This is a genomic window from Paenibacillus sp. MMO-58, assembly GCF_037146255.1.
In the GTDB taxonomy this organism is placed as follows: Bacteria; Bacillota; Bacilli; order Paenibacillales; family Paenibacillaceae; genus Pristimantibacillus.
On the sequence record NZ_JBBCVY010000001.1, the window covers coordinates 985,510 to 1,003,804 of the forward strand.

Sequence of the window (18,295 nt, forward strand, 5' to 3'; positions counted from 1 at the left end):
TCTATCTTAACCGCGGATTTGGCCGTTGCCGTAAACCCGGAATTTTGTTGATGTAAGAGCCGGCAGACCCATTGGTCCGCGCGCATGCAGCTTTTGCGTGCTGATGCCGATTTCCGCTCCAAAGCCGAATTCGAAACCGTCCGTGAAGCGGGTAGATGCGTTATGATAGACCGCCGCCGCGTCAACTTCGTTCAGGAAACGCTCGGCGTGTCCGGCATTCTCCGTTACGATGCATTCCGAATGCTTCGTACTGTATTTGCGAATGTGCTCAAGCGCCTCATCTAAGTTTGCTACAATACGAATATTTAAAACATAATCGTTATATTCCGTAGCAAAATCCTGCTCCGTGGCAAGCTTAGCTTGCGTTATGCTTTCCGTTGCTTGTTTATCGCCGCGCAGCTCGACATTTGCCGCAAGGAAGCGGTCAGCGATTTGCTGTAGGTGCTTCTGCGCAAATGCTTCGTGAAGAATCAGGGTTTCCATCGAATTGCAGACGGAAGGTCGTTGAACCTTCGCGTTGAAGGCAATTTGTTCCGCCATGTCGTAATCCGCGCTCTCATCCACAAAGGTATGGCAGATGCCGGCTCCTGTCTCGATGACAGGCACGGTCGCGTTTTCGACTACATTGCGGATCAGCGCTGCGCCGCCGCGCGGGATAACAACATCGAGCAGTCCGTTTAATTTAAGCATTTCATTAACGGATGCGCGGTCCGAATCCTCGATCAGCTGAATCGCATCCTGAGGCAAAGCGGTTGACGCCAGAGCTTCCCTCAGCACTTCAACGATCTTGCGGTTCGAGTCCAGGGCAGCGGAGCCGCCGCGAAGCACAACGCAGTTGCCGGTTTTAAGGCAGAGGCCTACAGCGTCAACGGTAACGTTAGGACGCGCTTCGTAAATCATGCCGATAACGCCAAGCGGCACGCGCGTTTTCTCTACGCGAAGACCGTTAGGGCGGTCGAATTGCTCAAGCAGCTCTCCCACGGGATCCGGAAGCTCCACAACTTGACGAAGACCTTCGGCAATGTCCGAAACGCGGCTTTCGTTCAAGGCGAGACGATCCAGAAGGGAAGGGCTTGTGCCGTTTTCCCGGCCTCGTTCCAGATCTTTTTTATTGGCTTCGATAATAGAGGTCTGATTCTCGATAAGGGCATCGGCCATCGCCGTAAGGGCGGTATTTTTCTGCTCGGTCGTCATTTTGTTCATGATGCTGGCAGCGGCCTGAGCAAGCGTTGCTTTTTGTCTAACTTCACTAACCATTTCGATTCCTCCTAAAATGAATTGCGAAGCAATTCATGCTTCGAAAGCATAAACTTAATGAATTGGGCATGAGAGAAAATACATCCTAGCGCAGGGAAACCCACTCGTCGCGGTGAATGACCTCGATTCTGTTCACATCCACCCGGCGCTTCACTTCTTCCGTGCTGAGCCCGGCTACGGCTTGAACCTGCCAAGCTTCGTAGTTTACTACCCCGCGGCCGATCGTCTCTCCCGTCAGGTTTGTTACTTCTACGACATCTCCCGAATGAAAATCGCCTTGAATCTCGCGGATGCCGGCAGGAAGCAGGCTTTTACCGCGCACAAGGAGAGCATGCTCTGCGCCGTCGTCAACGATAATGCGGCCATGGGGGTTGGAGTGGAAGCCCAGCCATTGCTTCTTCATCGGCAGGCTATGTAACTGGGTATCGAAATAAGTGCCCTTGCCGGTTCCGTCAACGGCTAATTGCAGATCGCCAGTCTGTTGAACTTTCCCGATAAAAGCTCTGACGCCGCCGCGCATGGAGATGCGCGCCGCCTCGATCTTGGAACGCATGCCGCCGGTGCCGACCGCAGAGCCTGCTCCGCCAGCCAGCTGCATAATCTCCTCCGAGATTTGATCCACCCGTTCGATCTTGACGGCTTCCGGATTTTTTCGCGGATCCTCCGTATACAAGCCGTCCATATCGGTAATCATGACCAGGCTGCTTGCTTTCGTCATCGCCGCAACCAGTGCCGATAACTTGTCGTTATCGCCAAACTTCAGCTCAAGCTCATCGGTAGCTACCGTGTCGTTTTCATTAATGATAGGCAAGATGCGGAGGCGAAGCAATTCCTCAATTGTCTTGAGCGCATTCTGAATCCGTTGGCGGTTGGAGAAGTCTGCCCGGGTCAGCAGGATTTGGGCAACCCCGATACCGAACTCTCCGAACGCTTCCTGGTAAGCCTGCATGAGCAGTGCCTGGCCAACCGCGGCTGCTGCTTGCTTCTCGTGGACCGCCTTTGGCCGAGCCGCGTAACCGATCTGGCGGAAGCCCGCAGCCACCGCGCCGGAGGTTACCAGAATAAGAGGGCAGCCTTGCCTGTGCAAAGCGGCGAGTTCAGAAGCAAAATAGGTGATACGTTCACGGTTTAAGCCGCCTTCTTCCGAGGTTAAGGAGCTGCTACCGATTTTGACAACAATTCTCTCCGACATTCTTCTCATCCCATTTCCTGACAAAATAAAAAGACCTTCGTCCATAAAGGACGAAAGTCTATAGCTTCCGCGGTACCACCTTTGTTGACCGAATGGCATATACGCGCAATCAGGTCCATCTCAAGCCTCATAACAGGAGGCGCTGTCCGGCTCTCGCCGGCCGCTCGGGGGTTGGATTCAGCAAGGAACCGAGGCAAATCTTGCAGCCTGACGAATTTGCTCTCTGGGCACGGCCATCTCACTTACTAGTCCCGTCATCACGTTACATGTTTAGTTAATGCTAGCATATCATGATCATTCCTTACTGTAAAGCAAGGCAACCGCCATTAAAACAGCCGTCAGACCGGGATTTGCCGGTCTGACGGACAGGTTAAAAGATGCCTAGCTTGCCAATCCTCTCGATGGCTTCAACGAGCCGTTCCTCGCTGGTCAAAAGACCAAGGCGCACATAGCCTTCGCCATGCGTGCCGAAACCGTTGCCCGGCGCAACGACAACGTCAGCTTGCTCAAGGACAAGGTCAGCGAAGGATTCCGACGTATAACCCTCGGGTACCGGAAGCCAGCAGAAGAAAGAACCGCCGGGGCGGTCAGCTTTCCAGCCGATTTTCGCAAGAGCGCCGAATACCGCTTCGCGGCGGCTCTCATAGCGGGCCGTAAGCTCGGCTACGCAATCCTGCGGACCCGTAAGGGCAAGCGCTGCGGCTTCTTGAATACCGCCAAACAGGCTGCAATAGTAATGATCCTGGATCAGATTGATCAGGGAGACAATTTGGGCATTGCCAATAGCAAAGCCAACCCGCCAGCCAGCCATGTTGTACGTTTTGGATAGCGTATAGAACTCTACGCCGACTTCCTTTGCGCCGGGCGTTTGAAGGAAGCTGACCGGTTTTTTGCCGTCAAAGCCGATGGCGCCGTAAGCAAAATCGCTTGCAACAACGACTCCCGTACGGCGGGCAAAGGCAACCGTCTCCTCATAAAAGGCGGAATCCGCAACGGCGCCTGTCGGATTGTTCGGGTAATTGATGAACATCAGCTTGGCGCGCTTCAAAGCTTCCTGATCAATAGCGTCATAGTCAGGCAGGAAGCGGTTATCCGCCGTCAGCGGCATAAAGCTCATCTCCGCGCCGGAAAGCGCAACGCCCGACCAATAGTCAGGGTAACCGGGATCCGGAACAAGACATACGTCGCCGGGATTAAGCAGACACTGGCTGATTTCAACGAGACCTGTTTTGCCTCCGAACAAAATGGCAACCTCGGTAGCAGGATCAACCTCAACGCCATAATCTTCTTTATAGCGCGTTGCTACTGCTTCCTTCAGAAACGAATATCCGCTGAAAGGCGGGTAACGGTGGTACATCGGATTCGCCGATGCTTCCTGCATCTTTGCTACGATATGGGGAGGGGTAGGCTGGTCCGGATTGCCTTGCCCCAGATTGATAACATCCCGGCCTTTGGCGGCTTGGGCATTCGCTTTGCCGACAAGCTTGGCGAAAAACTGCGTTGGCAGCACCGTCATGCGGTCTGCCGGTTTTATTACATGCTCACTCACTCGAGTTTCCATTTGCTCACACTCCACCATAAATGCTCTCTAATCGCTTAACGACATTAGCTTTAATGTAGCATGTAAAAACCGTTTATGTCGAGTAAATTAGTCGGCATGGAGCGGGCATTTTAGCTTTATTATTCTGCAGGAATCCCGATCTTCTTAATAAACGGTTTAATGTCCTCTTTGAAGAGCAGCAGGTAAGGTCTGCGTTGTTCATCAAACACGAGAAGAAGCGGAGGCTTGCCATCGCAATAAAATAAAAACACATCGTCTGCCAGCAGCTTGGTGCCGTTGACGGAAATCGTAACGGGCTTCTCGAGCGGCACGCGGTAAACGTAATTGCAACTGTCGTCATTCGTAAGCTGCGGGGCAAGTCCGGTAATGGATGAGATCCATTTGTTCGCAAATTCCTGGTACTCCTTGTCGTTTGGCGTAGTAAGCACGACTTTACCGGCTTTTACGTCAAATACCTGAACAGGTTTAAAAGGCTGATCCTCCGGCGCTGCCGCAAATGCGGAGGCAGAAGCGAACGTCAGCATGATGCATAAGGCGAGCAGCAGGGCTGCTAATCGTTTTTGGCGCATTTTATATCTCTCCTTGTCCGGGAATGAATAACTCTTCTCCATTAATCTGTCCATCTTGACACAGAACCATGAGGAGGTATCATTAGGGAAAAGTAATTGATGAAGGGAACAAGACCTATGACACAGCCATTGCGTATTGCGCTTTTGCAAATGAATATAGAGGTAGGACAGCCCGAAGCGAATTTCGCCAAGCTGTCCGGCATGCTCGAGGAGGCTGCTTCCCAGCCTAACAAACCGGATGTCATCGTGTTTCCGGAGATGTGGAATACAGGTTATGCCTTAACCGAAATTACGAAGCTCGCGGACCCGGATGGGGAACGCACAAAAGCTTACCTGTCGGAATTCAGCCGCAATCACGGCATTCATATCATTGCCGGATCGATCGCTGAAGGGCGCGAAGACGGCGTATACAATACGATCTACGCTTTTGACCGGGAAGGGAAACAGATTGGGGATTATTCGAAAATTCATTTGTTCCGCCTGATGGACGAGGAGAAATACCTGGCAGCGGGGGATAAGCTTGGCAAGCTTGAGATTGAAGGCGCGGGAGCAGGCATGATGATCTGCTATGACATCCGGTTCCCGGAGCTGGCCAGAAAGCTTGCGCTGGATGGGGCGAAGCTGCTCTTTGTGCCGGCTGAATGGCCGCATCCGAGGCTTCATCACTGGCGCACGCTTCTGACGGCCCGAGCAATCGAAAACCAAATGTTCGTGATCGCCTGCAACCGCGTAGGCATTAGCGGAGATACGCATTTCTTCGGCCATTCGATGATTCTCGATCCTTGGGGCGAGACGATCGCCGAAGCCGGAGAAGAAGAGACTATTGTTTATGCCGAAATCGATTTATCTCTCGTCGATACCGTACGCGGTAAAATTCCTGTATTCGAGGACCGCAGACCTTCCTTATATTAAGGAGCTATTTGTACGGACTGATCGTTTTGTTCATCGTTTCAATAAACGCCACGGCCGCTTTGGACAAATACCGTCCTTTGCGGCTGGCGATAATCAAGGTGCGCGAAGGACGGCCCTTGAGCGATAAATAAACGGGGACGAAATCGCCGCCCGCGGCCCTGGTCAGCATTTTCGGGACAAACGTGATGCCCATGCCGCCCGCAATCAGCGATTGCACCGTCTCAATGTTGCTGCTCTCAAACACGATGTTAGGAGTAAACCCAGCCTGCTGGCATAGATGCACCAAAATCTGACGGAAGCCTTGGCCTTTCTTCAATCCGATAAAATGCTCGTCCCGCAGCTCCTCGATCGAAATCTCGTCGGTGCGTCCGGCAAGGCGATGGCTCGGTGGAACGGCAAGACAGATTTCTTCCTCCATCAGAGGTTCCCATTCCAGCGTCTGATCGACGAGCGGGAGAGTAAGTAGGCTTATATCCGTTCCCCCGTTAGCCGTAAGCTGCTCAAGCTTGACGGTTGTGTCTTCTACTAGTATGACCTCGATCTGCGGATACAGCTCTCCGAACACCGGCAGAACAAGCGGCAGTATATGTGATCCCGTAATTGGCAGCGTCCCTACGACAAGACGACCTCGCTTCATTTGCGCCATATCGTCCATCTCTTGCTTTAATTGCTCGATGGCATCCAGAATCGACTGGGATTTATCTACGAATACCTGGCCGGCCTGCGTCAGCTCAACCGAATTCGTCGTGCGGCGGAACAGCAGGACGCCTAGCTCTTGTTCCAGCTTGGACAGCTGCTGGCTGAGCGAAGGCTGCGCAATGTGCAGCTTCTCGGCAGCGCGTGAAAAATTTTTTTCGATTGCGATCTGAATGACATATTGAAGTTGTCTAAGTTCCATTCCAGCTTTCCCCTTATAGTCCAAATGAGAATAGTTATCGACCTTTTATAGTTATTGCCTATAATCATTATAGATATTATATCTTTGTTGAATCAAGAAGGAGATGCTATGCTAGTAACATCTAATAGAGCAAAGCGATTATTCGCTTGAACGATGGGGTGAACATAATGACGAAAAGAACACTGTTTGAGAAAATCTGGGATAAGCACGTCATTTATCAAGAAGAGGGCAAACCAAGCATCATTTACATCGACCTTCATCTGGTGCACGAGGTAACTTCGCCGCAAGCATTCGAAGGACTCCGTTTGTCGAACCGCAAAGTTCGCCGTCCTGACCTGACTTTCGCGACAATGGACCACAACGTTCCTACCAAGGACCGCTTTAATATTAAAGACCCGATCTCCAAACAACAGATCGATACGCTGACACAAAACTGCGCGGACTTCGGCGTAAAACTGTTCGACCTGAATAACCTCGACCAAGGCGTCGTGCACGTTATGGGTCCTGAGATCGGCCTGACTTACCCGGGCAAAACGATCGTCTGCGGCGACAGCCACACTTCGACGCACGGCGCGTTTGGCGCTCTTGCGTTCGGTATCGGTACTTCCGAGGTTGAACACGTTATGGCGACGCAATGTTTGCAGCAAGCAAAACCTAAAACAATGGAAGTACGCTTCAACGGTTCCCGTAAACCCGGCGTTACCGCGAAGGACTTGATCCTCGGCGTTATCGCGAAATACGGTACTGACTTCGCTACCGGTTACGTTATCGAATACACAGGCGAAGCTATCCGTTCCCTGACTATGGAAGAGCGCATGACAGTCTGCAACATGTCCATCGAAGGCGGCGCGCGCGCCGGTCTGATCGCACCGGACCAAACAACGTTCGACTACCTGAAAGGTCGCGAATACGCTCCTGCCAACTACGACGAAGCCGTAGAGGACTGGAAGCAGCTCACTACTGACGAAGGCGCAGCTTATGACGTTGTTGTTGAATTCGACGTTGATTCGCTGATCCCGCAAGTAACTTGGGGCACTAGCCCGGGCATGGGTACAGACATCACTTCTTCTGTTCCGTTCCCGAAAGACCTGCCAACGGAAAACGAGCGCAAAGCAGCGGAAAAAGCGCTTGAATATATGGACCTGAAACCTGGTACTCCAATGTCCGAAATCGAGATCGACTATGTCTTTATCGGTTCCTGCACAAACGGCCGTATCGAAGACCTTCGCGCTGCTGCCGAAATCGCACGCGGCTACAAAGTAAGCGAGAAAGTAACAGCTATCGTAGTTCCGGGCTCCGGACGCGTTAAGCTGCAAGCCGAAAAAGAAGGTCTCGACAAAGTATTTACGGAAGCCGGTTTTGAATGGCGCGAAGCAGGCTGCTCGATGTGCCTTGCGATGAACCCTGACGTATTGCAGCCTGGACAACGCTGCGCATCGACATCCAACCGTAACTTCGAAGGCCGTCAAGGCCGCGGCGGTCGTACGCATCTCGTATCGCCTGCAATGGCTGTAGCTGCTGCAATCAATGGCCGCTTTACAGACGTGCGCGACTGGAAAATCAAATCCGAAGTGTTGAACTAATTGAACGTGTGAGAGAGGGGTATTACCGACATGGAAGCTTTTAAACAACTTACGGGCATCGTTGCCCCGGTCGACCGCGTGAATGTCGACACGGACGCTATCATTCCTAAACAATTCCTGAAACGCATCGAGCGCAGCGGCTTTGGCCAATTCCTGTTCTTCGAATGGCGCTTCCACGAAAACGGCGAAGTAAACGCTGATTTCGAACCAAACAAACCGCGCTATCAAGGCGCTTCCGTTCTGATCTCCCGCGCGAACTTTGGCTGCGGCTCCTCCCGTGAGCATGCTCCTTGGGCGATTCTGGACTATGGCTTCAAAGTTGTTATCGCACCATCGTATGCGGACATCTTCTACAACAACTGCTTCAAGAACGGCATTCTGCCAATCAAGCTGAGCGAAGAGCAAGTCGAAGACCTGTTCCAACGCACGGCGAAGCATGAGGGCTACAAGCTGTCGGTTGACCTCGAGAACAAAAAGCTGACTGACGAGTACGGTCTTGATCTTTCCTTCGATCTTGACGAGCACCGCCGCCAGTTCCTGCTTCTTGGTCTGGACGATATCGGCCTGACATTGCAGCATGAAGACGAAATTACGGCTTACGAACAAAAGCGTCCTGCCTATTTGGGTTAATAGATAGACTAAGAAAAGGGGGCAGCTCTTCGAATTAAGAAGAGTTGTCCTCTTTTTTCCTCTGCACGCAACTTTTTCTGACAAATTGCGTCTATTTAATCGTCTAGCAAAGTCGAATGATCTCACATTCGATGCAGGCAATTTCAGTCATCGAGGTGGAAAATGAAGAAGAAGTTTGTACCTATTTTGTTGTTTATGGCGGTTCTGTTTACTTTGTTCACTGGAGTGGGACAAGCTGCAACAACGCCAGTCGTCCCGAAGCTTTATCTGAACGACCAATTGCTGAAGCCTTATGACGATCCACAGATCGTCAACGATTTTACCCTCGTCCCGATCAGGGTCGTGTCCGAGAACATGGGCTATGAGGTAATTTGGGCATCAGCTACAAAGACAGTCACCATACATAACGATCAGAACGTAATTGTACTTACCATTGACAACAATATCGCTCTCGTTAACAACAACAAAGTGAAAATGGACATGTCTGCCAAGCTGCAGAAGGGCAGAACAACCATGATTCCAATCCGTTTCGTAAGTGAACAGCTTGGATTAACGGTGAAATGGGATCAAGCGTCGCAGTCCGTCTATTTGTACAAAGCAGCGGACCCTGAAGAACCATCGACTACGCCGGATCCCGGCCAGACAGGTTCGATCACTTCGGTTCAATACGACAGCAGCTTCGGCATTATCATCAACTATGACGGTAAAGTAACGGCAAATAAACCGTTTAAGCTCGATAGTCCCAAGCGCATCGTAATCGATTTCCCGAACACGACTTATTCGGACAATTTGGCGTCGCAATTCATGGGAGCGGAAACACGCATTCCCGTAGCGGACAGCCCGTACATGTCCATGTTCCGTTACTCGGTATTTTCTACGAATCCGGCTACTGCTAGACTAGTGCTCGATTTGAATACGGACAAAGATGCGGATGCAGTGGTTCAAGATAACGGAGCAGGGGTAATAACCATTGGTCTTACGGATCCGGTGTCAACCCCTCCGGTTGATCCGACACCTCCTCCTGTTACTACCGATCCGGGTACGAAAGTGTACAACGTTGTTATTGATGCCGGTCACGGCGGAACCGATCCGGGCGCGCAAAGCATCAACGGCCGCTGGGAGAAGGAAGCCAATCTTATTTTGTCGCTTAAGGTAAAAGCTTTGCTGGACAAAGAAAAAAATATTAAGCCGCTGCTCAGCAGACCAGAGGATAAATTCGTAACGCTTGCAGACCGCGTAACGTTCGCCAAGAACAATAAAGCGGATATTTTTATTTCCTTCCATGCAAACAGTAACCCTAATTCCAGTGTGTCGGGTACGGAAACCTACTACACGCGTGATAACAGCAAGGCTCTTGCCAATGTGATTCACAAGCATCTTGTTAAAGGTACCGGTCTTAAGGACCGTGGCGTAAAATACGGAAACCTGCATGTGACGAGAGAAACAACGATGCCCGCTATTTTGCTCGAGACCGGATTTTTATCCAATAAAGGTGACTCCGACATCCTGTACAGCGATGCAGCGCAAAATAAAATGGCAGCGGAAATCGTAGCTGGAATTAAGGAATACCTGAAACTTTCCTAGATTCTAAGAATTTAATCTTTTGTCAGATAAGGCTTAGAATTCACCGGAATGAAATATGCTTGCCGTCTCAGTACGGCGAATGCAGTTTCACCTTGAGAAAGCGAGGAATTCGATCGTGCGCAAACCGGCATTCATCCTATTATTATTTGTAGTCATTCTTACTGCAGCAGCATGCGGAAATACAAACAAACCACTCGGGCAGTCCGGAAATGAGGTAAGCGGCAACGCACCTTCTCCAAGCCCAACGATAGAAGCGCCTGCAACAACGGAGCCTACGGCGACTCCAGATCCGTCGGTAGAACCGACCGTACAGGCAGAACAAGAAACTCCCGTTAAGATCTATTATTCGGATACGGAACTAGAGAAGATGGTATCCAAGGATATTCAAGTGAAGTCGAGCTCCAATGAAGACCTGATCAAGCAGGCATTGGCGGCTTTGCAGCAGGACGGTCCCGAAGGCACGGTGAATTTGTGGAAGCCTATTCCAATCAAATCCGTGACGCTTAAGGACAATGCGGTAACGATCGACATTGAGCTGCCGGATACCGCGCGTCTTGGCGCACCGGGAGAGCAAATGCTGCTGGATTCCCTGGGACAGACCTTGTTCCAGTTTGATTTTGTGCAATCTTATGATCTATTGGTTGACGGCAAAGCGCTGGAGAGCCTGATGGGTCACTTTGATCTGGATCATCCAACGGTTCGTCATTCCTAGAATCAAACAAATGAAATGAGGAGGATTATTCAACCATGCCAATGCAATCATCCCGTTCCAAACTTATTGCCGGCGCCTTAGCTTTCTCCTTGCTTGCCGGTGGCACCTCTATTGCCGTTCCGGCTCCATCTGCGTTCGCGGCCGTATCGAATAGCATGTTTGTTGACACGATCCCCGCATGGGCGCAGAAGCATGTTTCCAAGTTGGCACTTCAAGGCATTATTAACGGTTATAAAACATCCAGCGGCACGACGGAATTCCGCCCGCTGAAAAGCGTCTCCCAAGAAGAAGCGGTCGTTATGGCTCTTCGTTTCGCCGGACTTGAGGGGGAAATAGATCCTGACGGTATTGTCGCTTATCCGGATTCCTTCAAGGTAAGCAACTATGCCAAGCCTTATATTATCGTAGCTTTCAAGAATGGTCTTCTTGACCAGAATGATGAGTACGCTAACGCGTCTGCTAACCCGAAAGCAGCATGGGGCACCACGCCGGCGACTCGCGAATGGGTAACAAAGCTGCTGGTGAAAGCCATTGACAAGAAACAATTAGCGGATAATCTGAGCAAGACGCCTTCCACGTTCGCCGACGGCAATCAAATTACGGCTAAATATTTGGGCTACGTTAATGCGGCCGTATCGCTTGACCTGGTAAAAGGCGTGTCCGCAACGAAGTTTGATCCGAAAGCTCCGGTTAACCGGGCAAGCCTTGCAACCTTGTTCAGCCGGGCAGAGAATCAATACAAGGTGCCTTATGCCGGACAAGTAAGCGGTATTGTAACCGCGCAAACCGCTACATCGATTACTCTGTACAGCGAAGGGAAAGAAACAACCTACACGCTTGATTCCAATACTTTGTACTATGCGGCAGACAGCGATAACGCCATTGCGGCGGGGGATATCAAGCTGTATACGGACGTTACATTGATTGGCAACTCCGGCAAAGCGCTGTATGTGGAATCGCAAGGCACGGAGCAGCATGTCAAAACGACAATCGCCAAGCTGGACCGGATTAATACAACGGACCGTTACTTCTACGCTTGGGTGAACGATGAGCCTGTGAAGTTCACTTATAGCAGCGCGGTTACCGTAAAAGACAGCACTGGCAAAACTTTGCAAATTTCCGACCTGAAGCGCGATACAAACCTGACTATCGTACAGGATACTTTCCGTACGGCTCCTCAGGTTGTATCGATCACGGCCGAAGTACAGACTGGCGCAAATACCGTAACCGGACAATTCTATTCCGCAGGTAGCGGCCTCATCAATTATCTGGTAGACGGTACTCTGCAATCCAAGTTCCTGGCCGATAACGTGGCCGTCGTGATCAACGGTATCGATGCCCCTACGGTTAGCGACTTGCTCAAAGACGTTGATAATATCAAGCTTACTTTGAATGACGATCAGCAGGTGACTCGAATTGAAGTCGTAAACCGGAACGTCTCGACGATTGATTCTGCCACGGTTGTAAATTACAGCGGCGATAACAAGCTGCTTACGTTATACGATCCTGCCACATCAAACGCGAATGCCTTGTTCCTGACGGATTCCACCAAGATTGATTACAATGGCTCGTCCATTACGGTCAGCCAGGCAAGATCTTACTTGGTTGCGAACCGTAAAGTGAAAATTACGTATTCCGGCAAAAACATTATCTCGCTCAGCTTTATTTACAAACAGACTGGCAGCTTGGTGTCGGTAAATACAACGGATAAATTATTGTCCGTTAAACTCGATTCGGGCGAAAAGGTATCCATCCCTTATGTGTCGCCGCTTCTCCAAATTCCTGGCGTTTCCGTGCCTACAATCGGAAGCCTGCAGGCAGGGGATACCGTAACCGTGTTACTGGATGCAAACCAGGAGAAAGCGGCTACGATTCAGGTCCATAAAACATTGCAGTACACGGTTGTGTCCGCAAACGCGTCGACAAAGCTTGTTACGGTGAAAGCGGCGGATAATTCGCAAAAAGACATTTCTCTGGTCAATGTTCCAATAACGGACGAGAATGGAAATGCCTTGACGGTGGGCGCTTTGACAAGCGGCACAATCATTAATGTCCCTTACATCGGCAGCAACATCCAGTCGGTGAAGACGATTACGATGAAATACGGCACCGTTTCCTCCGTTTCGGCAAGCAGCTTGACCGTTACCGAACCTAACGGCACATCGTCAACGGTAACGTTCTCGAAAGGCATTAAAGTCATCAAAGGCAGTCAGACAACCTATTCTTCTTCCGCGATAGCCTCGGGAGATATCATTCAAGTCTACAAGGATGAGAACGAGCAGACGATTGTTACGGTAGCAGTCGGCGACAAGCGTACTTACTGGAAGTACGATGCTCCTAACGCGACCCTGTGGACCTACAAAAATACGTCGGAGGATAACGGCAACTTTGCCTATATCACTTCGAACACAAAAATCCTGTATAACAATGCGTCCATCCAAGTGAGCGCGTTAAAAGACGGGGATACGATCACGGTTTATGCCTTCAATAATACGGCTCTCAAAATCGTAAAATCGTAGGCTTCTGTTAAATATTAACGGGATTTAAAGTAGATCTCGGCCTAAATTCTTATATTTTGTGAAAATACCGTCCAAAAGGGCGGTTTTTTCTTTATTTACGGCCGAATAAGGTTGCTTCTCGTGACAAATTTCGCTACACTTTGAACGATAGTGTTTGGGATTAGGAGAGAGACGATGAATGCGAAGCAGAAGATGCGACATATATTGGATACGTTGGCGGAGATGTTCCCGGATGCACATTGTGAATTGCATCACAGCAACCCGTTCGAACTGACCATAGCCGTCCTGCTGTCGGCGCAATGTACGGATGAGACGGTGAACAAAGTCACTGTCAATCTGTTTCAGAAATACAAACGGCCGGAGGATTATTTGGCTGTGCCGCTGGAAGAGCTGGAGCAGGATATTCGCCGTATCGGACTATTCCGCAGTAAGGCATCTAATATTCAAAAGCTATGCCGCATCCTAATCGATAAATACGAAGGGGAAGTTCCCGAGAGGCATGAGCAGCTGACAGAGCTGCCCGGCGTTGGGCGAAAGACAGCCAACGTTGTTGTCTCGAACGCGTTTGGCGTTCCTGCAATCGCCGTAGATACGCATGTGGAGCGGGTATCGAAACGGCTTGGCGTGGCTAAGCTGGATGATACCGTGCTGGAAGTCGAAAAGAAGCTGATGAAGCTTGTGCCCCGCGAGGAATGGACGCTCACCCATCACCGGCTAATTTTTTTCGGCCGCTATCATTGCAAAGCACAAAATCCGCAATGTCCGATATGCCCGCTGCTGGATATGTGCAAGGAAGGCAAACAGCGTATGAAGCCGGGTGGACAAACGAAAACTAAAATTAAGGCAACTAAACCGAAAAAAGCCAGTGAAGGATGATGACAATGAAATGCATTTCCGTGTATACAAACAATTTTGAGCTGTTCTCCGATATTTATGAGCAGGTTCTGGAAGCACCTCCGCAAGAAAACGAGGATATTCTGGTAGAAGGCGTTACCGTAAGCGGCTCCGGCGATGTTCCGGATCAATACATCGAGCGTATGCGCCAAAAGCCTGAAGTCGTTGTTATGAAGGAAAAAGAGCGCAACATTATGATTTTGCAGCACGGCAACGTATTTGAAATCTGCCTGCCTGCGGAAGAGGAAGCTGTATAGAACATGATGGAAACGACAGTACGAAGCATGACAGAGGCACTGTCCCATGCCGCTGCGGAAATGCAGTCGGCCGGCGACAGTCTACACGCAAAGCAAGTACTGGAGTTGAACAGTAAGCTGGCCGAAGGCCGGCTTACTGTTGCATTTTGCGGACATTTTTCAGCCGGCAAATCAACTCTGGTCAACCGATTATGCGGAGCACAGCTGCTTCCGTCCAGCCCGATCCCTACAAGCGCAAACGTTGTAGCCATTCGCGGCGGCGAGACGGCAAAGGCAAGCGTCGTTAGCGTGAAGAACGGAGAGCGCGTCAGCGTGGATATTCCGCTCGAGCAGCTGGACGCGTATTGCAAAGACGGAGAGAACATTGAATCCGTATCGATCTATTATCCTACCGATCGCCTTGGCGATCATACGGTTCTTCTTGATACTCCCGGTATTGATTCCACGGATGACGCTCACAGAATGTCGACCGAATCCGCTCTTCATTTGGCGGATGTCGTCTTTTATGTAATGGATTATAACCATGTCCAATCCGAGATTAACTTTGCGTTTGCGAAGCAATTGAAGGACTGGGGCAAGCCCTTATACTTTATCGTAAATCAGATTGATAAGCACCGTGACCGTGAATTGTCGTTCGAGCAGTACCGGAAAAGTGTGGAAGAAGCGTTTCAAGCTTGGCATCTGGAGCCGGCGGGAATCGTTTATTTGTCGTTGCGGCAGCCGGATCACCCTCATCAGGAATGGGAGCAGCTCGAGCTTTTGCTGTCCCAGCTGGCAGCGGAGAGAGTACCTCTTGCGTCATACAGCGTAGATGCGTCGCTGCATCATCTGGTGGCCGAACACAAGAAATGGTGGGATCTGCGGGATGAGACGGAGCGCGAACGCCTAATTGCGGAAGCGGGCGGCGAGGAAGCGGCAGCCATGGTGAAGGCGGAGATGGCTCAGCTTGAGGCGGAGAAGAGCAGGCTTGCGGAAGAACCGGAGCGCCTGCGCGTTGAGCTCCGCCGCAGCGTTCAGTCGCTTCTGGATAACGCGATTATTACCCCGGCGCCATTGCGTGACAAAGCGCATGTCTTCCTGGAAAGCCGGAAGCCAGGCTTCAAGACGGGCCTTCTGTTTGCCGGGGCGAAAACGGCAGCCGAGCAGGAACGCAGACTGGAGACGTTCCGGACGGAATTTGCTTCCCAGGTGAATGCGGCCATTGATTGGCATGTGAAGGACTTGCTTCGCCGTGCGGCGGAGAAGGCCGGTTATCCGGCTGAGCGGATGGAGCAGGAGCTGATCTCCGGCTTGTATTGGCAGCCGGAGCCGAACTGGCTTATCGAGAAAGTAAATACCGGAGCTACCTTCGGCAATGAATATACGATGGTCTACAGCCGCGAGCTGGCCGCGGAAGTGAAGCTCATCTACCGCAAGCACGCATTCGATATTATCGACGTGCTTGCGCAGCATGTTGCCGCCGCGAGCTCAGCCGCAGCGGATGAGGTTGCCGCGCAGCTAGCGGCGCTTGGCGAGCAGGCCCGCGCACTTGCGCAGCTTGCGGCGCTGGCGCAGCGCGCTGCCGCGCATGCGGCGCAGCTCGCCGCAGCGCTGCCGCCGCGCGTGCCGCGCCCGGCGCTGCCGGCGCCTAGCGCCGCCCACGCGGCTGCGCCAGCGGCAAGCGCCGCGGTCGCGCCAAGCGGCAGCGCCGCGAGCGCCGGCGCGCCAGCGCAGCCGCGCATGGCCGCGCGCGCAGCGGCGCAGCAGGCAGGCGCCGCGCTGGCCGGCGGCGCAGCGCTCGCGCAGCAGCATAGCGCCGCAGCGCGCCTCGAGCGCGCGGCTGCGCTGCTCGCGCCTTACGCGCCGCTGACCGCCAGCGCGGACGCTATGCGCGACAAAGCCAATCGGCTGCGGGACAGCCGGTTCACCATCGCGCTGTTCGGAGCCTTCAGCGCGGGTAAATCCTCGCTCGCGAACGCGCTGCTTGGCGAGCCCGTGCTACCGGTGTCGCCGAACCCGACAACCGCAGCGATCAACCGTCTCGTGCCGCCTACGGCCGAGCACGAGCATGGCACTGCTCTTGTCGTCATGAAATCCCATGACGCCATTATCGAAGATCTGCGCTACTCGTTGGCGCTGCTTGGCGAGGACGCATCCGAATCCGCCTTGCCGAATGCATCGGCTATTATGCTTGCCATTGATATGCTGACGCCGGATGTCATCCATGCGGGAGGACGTCCGCATTACAGCTTCCTTCGGGCAGCCCGCAAAGGCTGGGAAGCGCATGAAGCGCTGCTTGGCACCCAAATCTCGGTCTCGCAGGACGAATACGAGAAGTTTGTTGCCGAGGAGTCCCGTTCCTGCTTCGTCAGCGAAATCGAGCTTCATTACGACTGCCCGCTGACACGCCAAGGGATCGTGCTTGTGGATACGCCGGGGGCAGACTCCGTGAATGCCCGGCATACGGGCGTAGCCTTTAATTACATCAAGAATGCGGACGCCGTACTGTTCGTCACTTACTATAACCATGCCTTCTCGCAAGCGGACCGTCAGTTCCTGATGCAGCTTGGACGCGTGAAGGATCAATTCGAGCTTGATAAAATGTTCTTCCTTGTCAACGCAGCCGATCTCGCAGCGGACGATGAAGAGCTTGAAGGCGTGCTTAGCCACGTCGAGACCAACCTGCTTCAGCATGGCATCCGGAATCCGCGCTTGTTCCCGGTATCCAGTCTGCAAGGCTTGGATGCGAAGATGGACGGCAATATGGAGCTGCTCTCTAAATCGGGTATCGGTGCCTTTGAACAGTCGTTCCTTGGCTTCGTGCAGAACGACCTCGGCAAGCTTGCTATTGATGCGGCAGAGCAGGAGATTGCAAGAGCCGCTTCCACGGTGGCTGGCTGGCTGAAGAGCGCCGCGGGCGATGCCGCATCCCGCCAAGCGGAAAGCGAACGTCTGGGCAAGCTGCAGCTTGAAGCGAATGCCTCGATCCGGAACTTCCAGGAGAACGATCCTCCGGCGCAAATGCTCCAAGAGCTGAACGAGCTGCTCTATTACGTGGTGCAGCGGATTCAGCTTCGCTTCGGAGAGTTTTACAACTATGCGTTTAACCCTTCAACGCTGCAGGATGACGGCCGCGATCTGCGCAAAATGATCTGGACCGCATGGCTGGAGCTTCAGCGTCAGGTGCAGACCGAGCTGTCCCAGGAGCTTCAGGCGACAACGCTGCGGATGGACCGCAAAGTGAACAGCCTGCTCAAGAAGCTGTACGCTAATCTGACCGAGCAGTTGGGATCGCTGATTGCCGGTTACAGCAGCGCAGCTTATGCGGCTAAGGATCTCCCTACCCCAGATGCCGTAGCGGAATGGAAAATGTCCGGCGTGGATGCCAAATGGCTGTGGAGCCGGTTCAAATCTCCTCGTCAATTTTTCGAGGGAGATGGCAAAGGCCAGCTTCGCAAAGAGCTGGAAGAGGCCGCTTCTCCTGCCTTGCAAGCATGGATGAATGAACATATTGACAGCTGGTCCGGCTTGTATACCGGCCTGTGGAGACAATGTGCGGAAGAGACTGGCGCTGCGCTTGCTGACGATTTATCCCGTTATGTGCAGGGCATGCAGACTTCCTTGTCCGACGAAGCGGATACCGAGCAGCTTGGCAGACTGCATCAGCAGATTGCGGAGCTTCAATCCTCGGCGGACGCTTAACCGTTTATTGCAATTATTGAGATTATGCCCGCAATGGCTTATTAAG

The 18,295-nt window shown here is 52.2% G+C and carries 14 protein-coding genes; 9 read left to right on the forward strand and 5 right to left on the reverse strand.

Annotated features, from left to right (window positions below):
- Positions 1–6: 6 nt before the first annotated feature.
- The 4 genes from WFJ73_RS04615 to WFJ73_RS04630 form a co-directional block, all read right to left on the reverse strand.
- Positions 7–1,257 carry a glutamate-5-semialdehyde dehydrogenase gene (locus WFJ73_RS04615; RefSeq protein WP_336771902.1) on the reverse strand — a complete coding sequence of 417 codons (1,251 nt, stop codon included), beginning with the start codon at positions 1,255–1,257 and terminating at the stop codon, positions 7–9.
- 85 nt (positions 1,258–1,342) lie between these two features.
- Complete coding sequence (proB, locus tag WFJ73_RS04620) at positions 1,343–2,449, reverse strand: glutamate 5-kinase (RefSeq protein ID WP_336771903.1); 1,107 nt, start codon at positions 2,447–2,449, stop codon at positions 1,343–1,345.
- A 370-nt stretch (positions 2,450–2,819) separates the two neighbouring features.
- Positions 2,820–4,010, reverse strand: coding sequence for a pyridoxal phosphate-dependent aminotransferase (locus WFJ73_RS04625; RefSeq protein WP_336771904.1), 1,191 nt, complete (start codon positions 4,008–4,010; stop codon positions 2,820–2,822).
- Positions 4,011–4,129: 119 nt separating this feature from the next.
- Positions 4,130–4,579, reverse strand: coding sequence for a hypothetical protein (locus tag WFJ73_RS04630; protein WP_201003472.1), 450 nt, complete (start codon positions 4,577–4,579; stop codon positions 4,130–4,132).
- A 117-nt stretch (positions 4,580–4,696) separates the two neighbouring features.
- Here WFJ73_RS04630 and WFJ73_RS04635 point away from each other — a divergent pair, with 117 nt between their 5' ends.
- Positions 4,697–5,491 (forward strand): carbon-nitrogen family hydrolase, encoded by a 795-nt coding sequence (locus WFJ73_RS04635; protein ID WP_336771905.1) that lies wholly within the window; start codon positions 4,697–4,699, stop codon positions 5,489–5,491.
- A 4-nt stretch (positions 5,492–5,495) separates the two neighbouring features.
- Here the strand turns inward: WFJ73_RS04635 and WFJ73_RS04640 are convergent, their stop codons facing one another.
- Positions 5,496–6,389 carry a LysR family transcriptional regulator gene (locus WFJ73_RS04640; RefSeq protein ID WP_336771906.1) on the reverse strand — a complete coding sequence of 298 codons (894 nt, stop codon included), beginning with the start codon at positions 6,387–6,389 and terminating at the stop codon, positions 5,496–5,498.
- A gap of 167 nt (positions 6,390–6,556) precedes the next feature.
- On the opposite strand from WFJ73_RS04640, the gene leuC reads away from it, so the two are divergent.
- The 8 genes from leuC to WFJ73_RS04680 all read left to right on the forward strand — a co-directional run bounded on the left by leuC (position 6,557) and on the right by WFJ73_RS04680 (position 18,249).
- Positions 6,557–7,972: a 3-isopropylmalate dehydratase large subunit gene (gene leuC / locus WFJ73_RS04645; protein WP_336771907.1), complete on the forward strand. Its 1,416-nt coding sequence runs from the start codon at positions 6,557–6,559 to the stop codon at positions 7,970–7,972.
- Positions 7,973–8,002: 30 nt separating this feature from the next.
- Positions 8,003–8,602: a 3-isopropylmalate dehydratase small subunit gene (leuD, locus tag WFJ73_RS04650; RefSeq protein WP_127494022.1), complete on the forward strand. Its 600-nt coding sequence runs from the start codon at positions 8,003–8,005 to the stop codon at positions 8,600–8,602.
- A gap of 162 nt (positions 8,603–8,764) precedes the next feature.
- Entirely contained in the window at positions 8,765–10,186 is a 1,422-nt protein-coding gene (locus WFJ73_RS04655; protein WP_336771908.1) for an N-acetylmuramoyl-L-alanine amidase family protein, read from the forward strand.
- A 115-nt stretch (positions 10,187–10,301) separates the two neighbouring features.
- Complete coding sequence (locus WFJ73_RS04660; protein WP_336771909.1) at positions 10,302–10,898, forward strand: GerMN domain-containing protein; 597 nt, start codon at positions 10,302–10,304, stop codon at positions 10,896–10,898.
- A 35-nt stretch (positions 10,899–10,933) separates the two neighbouring features.
- Entirely contained in the window at positions 10,934–13,417 is a 2,484-nt protein-coding gene (locus tag WFJ73_RS04665) for an S-layer homology domain-containing protein (protein ID WP_336771910.1), read from the forward strand.
- 174 nt (positions 13,418–13,591) lie between these two features.
- Entirely contained in the window at positions 13,592–14,293 is a 702-nt protein-coding gene (gene nth, locus WFJ73_RS04670) for an endonuclease III (RefSeq protein ID WP_127494014.1), read from the forward strand.
- A 5-nt stretch (positions 14,294–14,298) separates the two neighbouring features.
- Entirely contained in the window at positions 14,299–14,568 is a 270-nt protein-coding gene (locus WFJ73_RS04675; RefSeq protein WP_336771911.1) for an NAD/NADP transhydrogenase alpha subunit, read from the forward strand.
- Between the two features lie 3 nt (positions 14,569–14,571).
- Complete coding sequence (locus WFJ73_RS04680) at positions 14,572–18,249, forward strand: dynamin family protein (RefSeq protein WP_336771912.1); 3,678 nt, start codon at positions 14,572–14,574, stop codon at positions 18,247–18,249.
- Positions 18,250–18,295 lie beyond the last annotated feature (46 nt).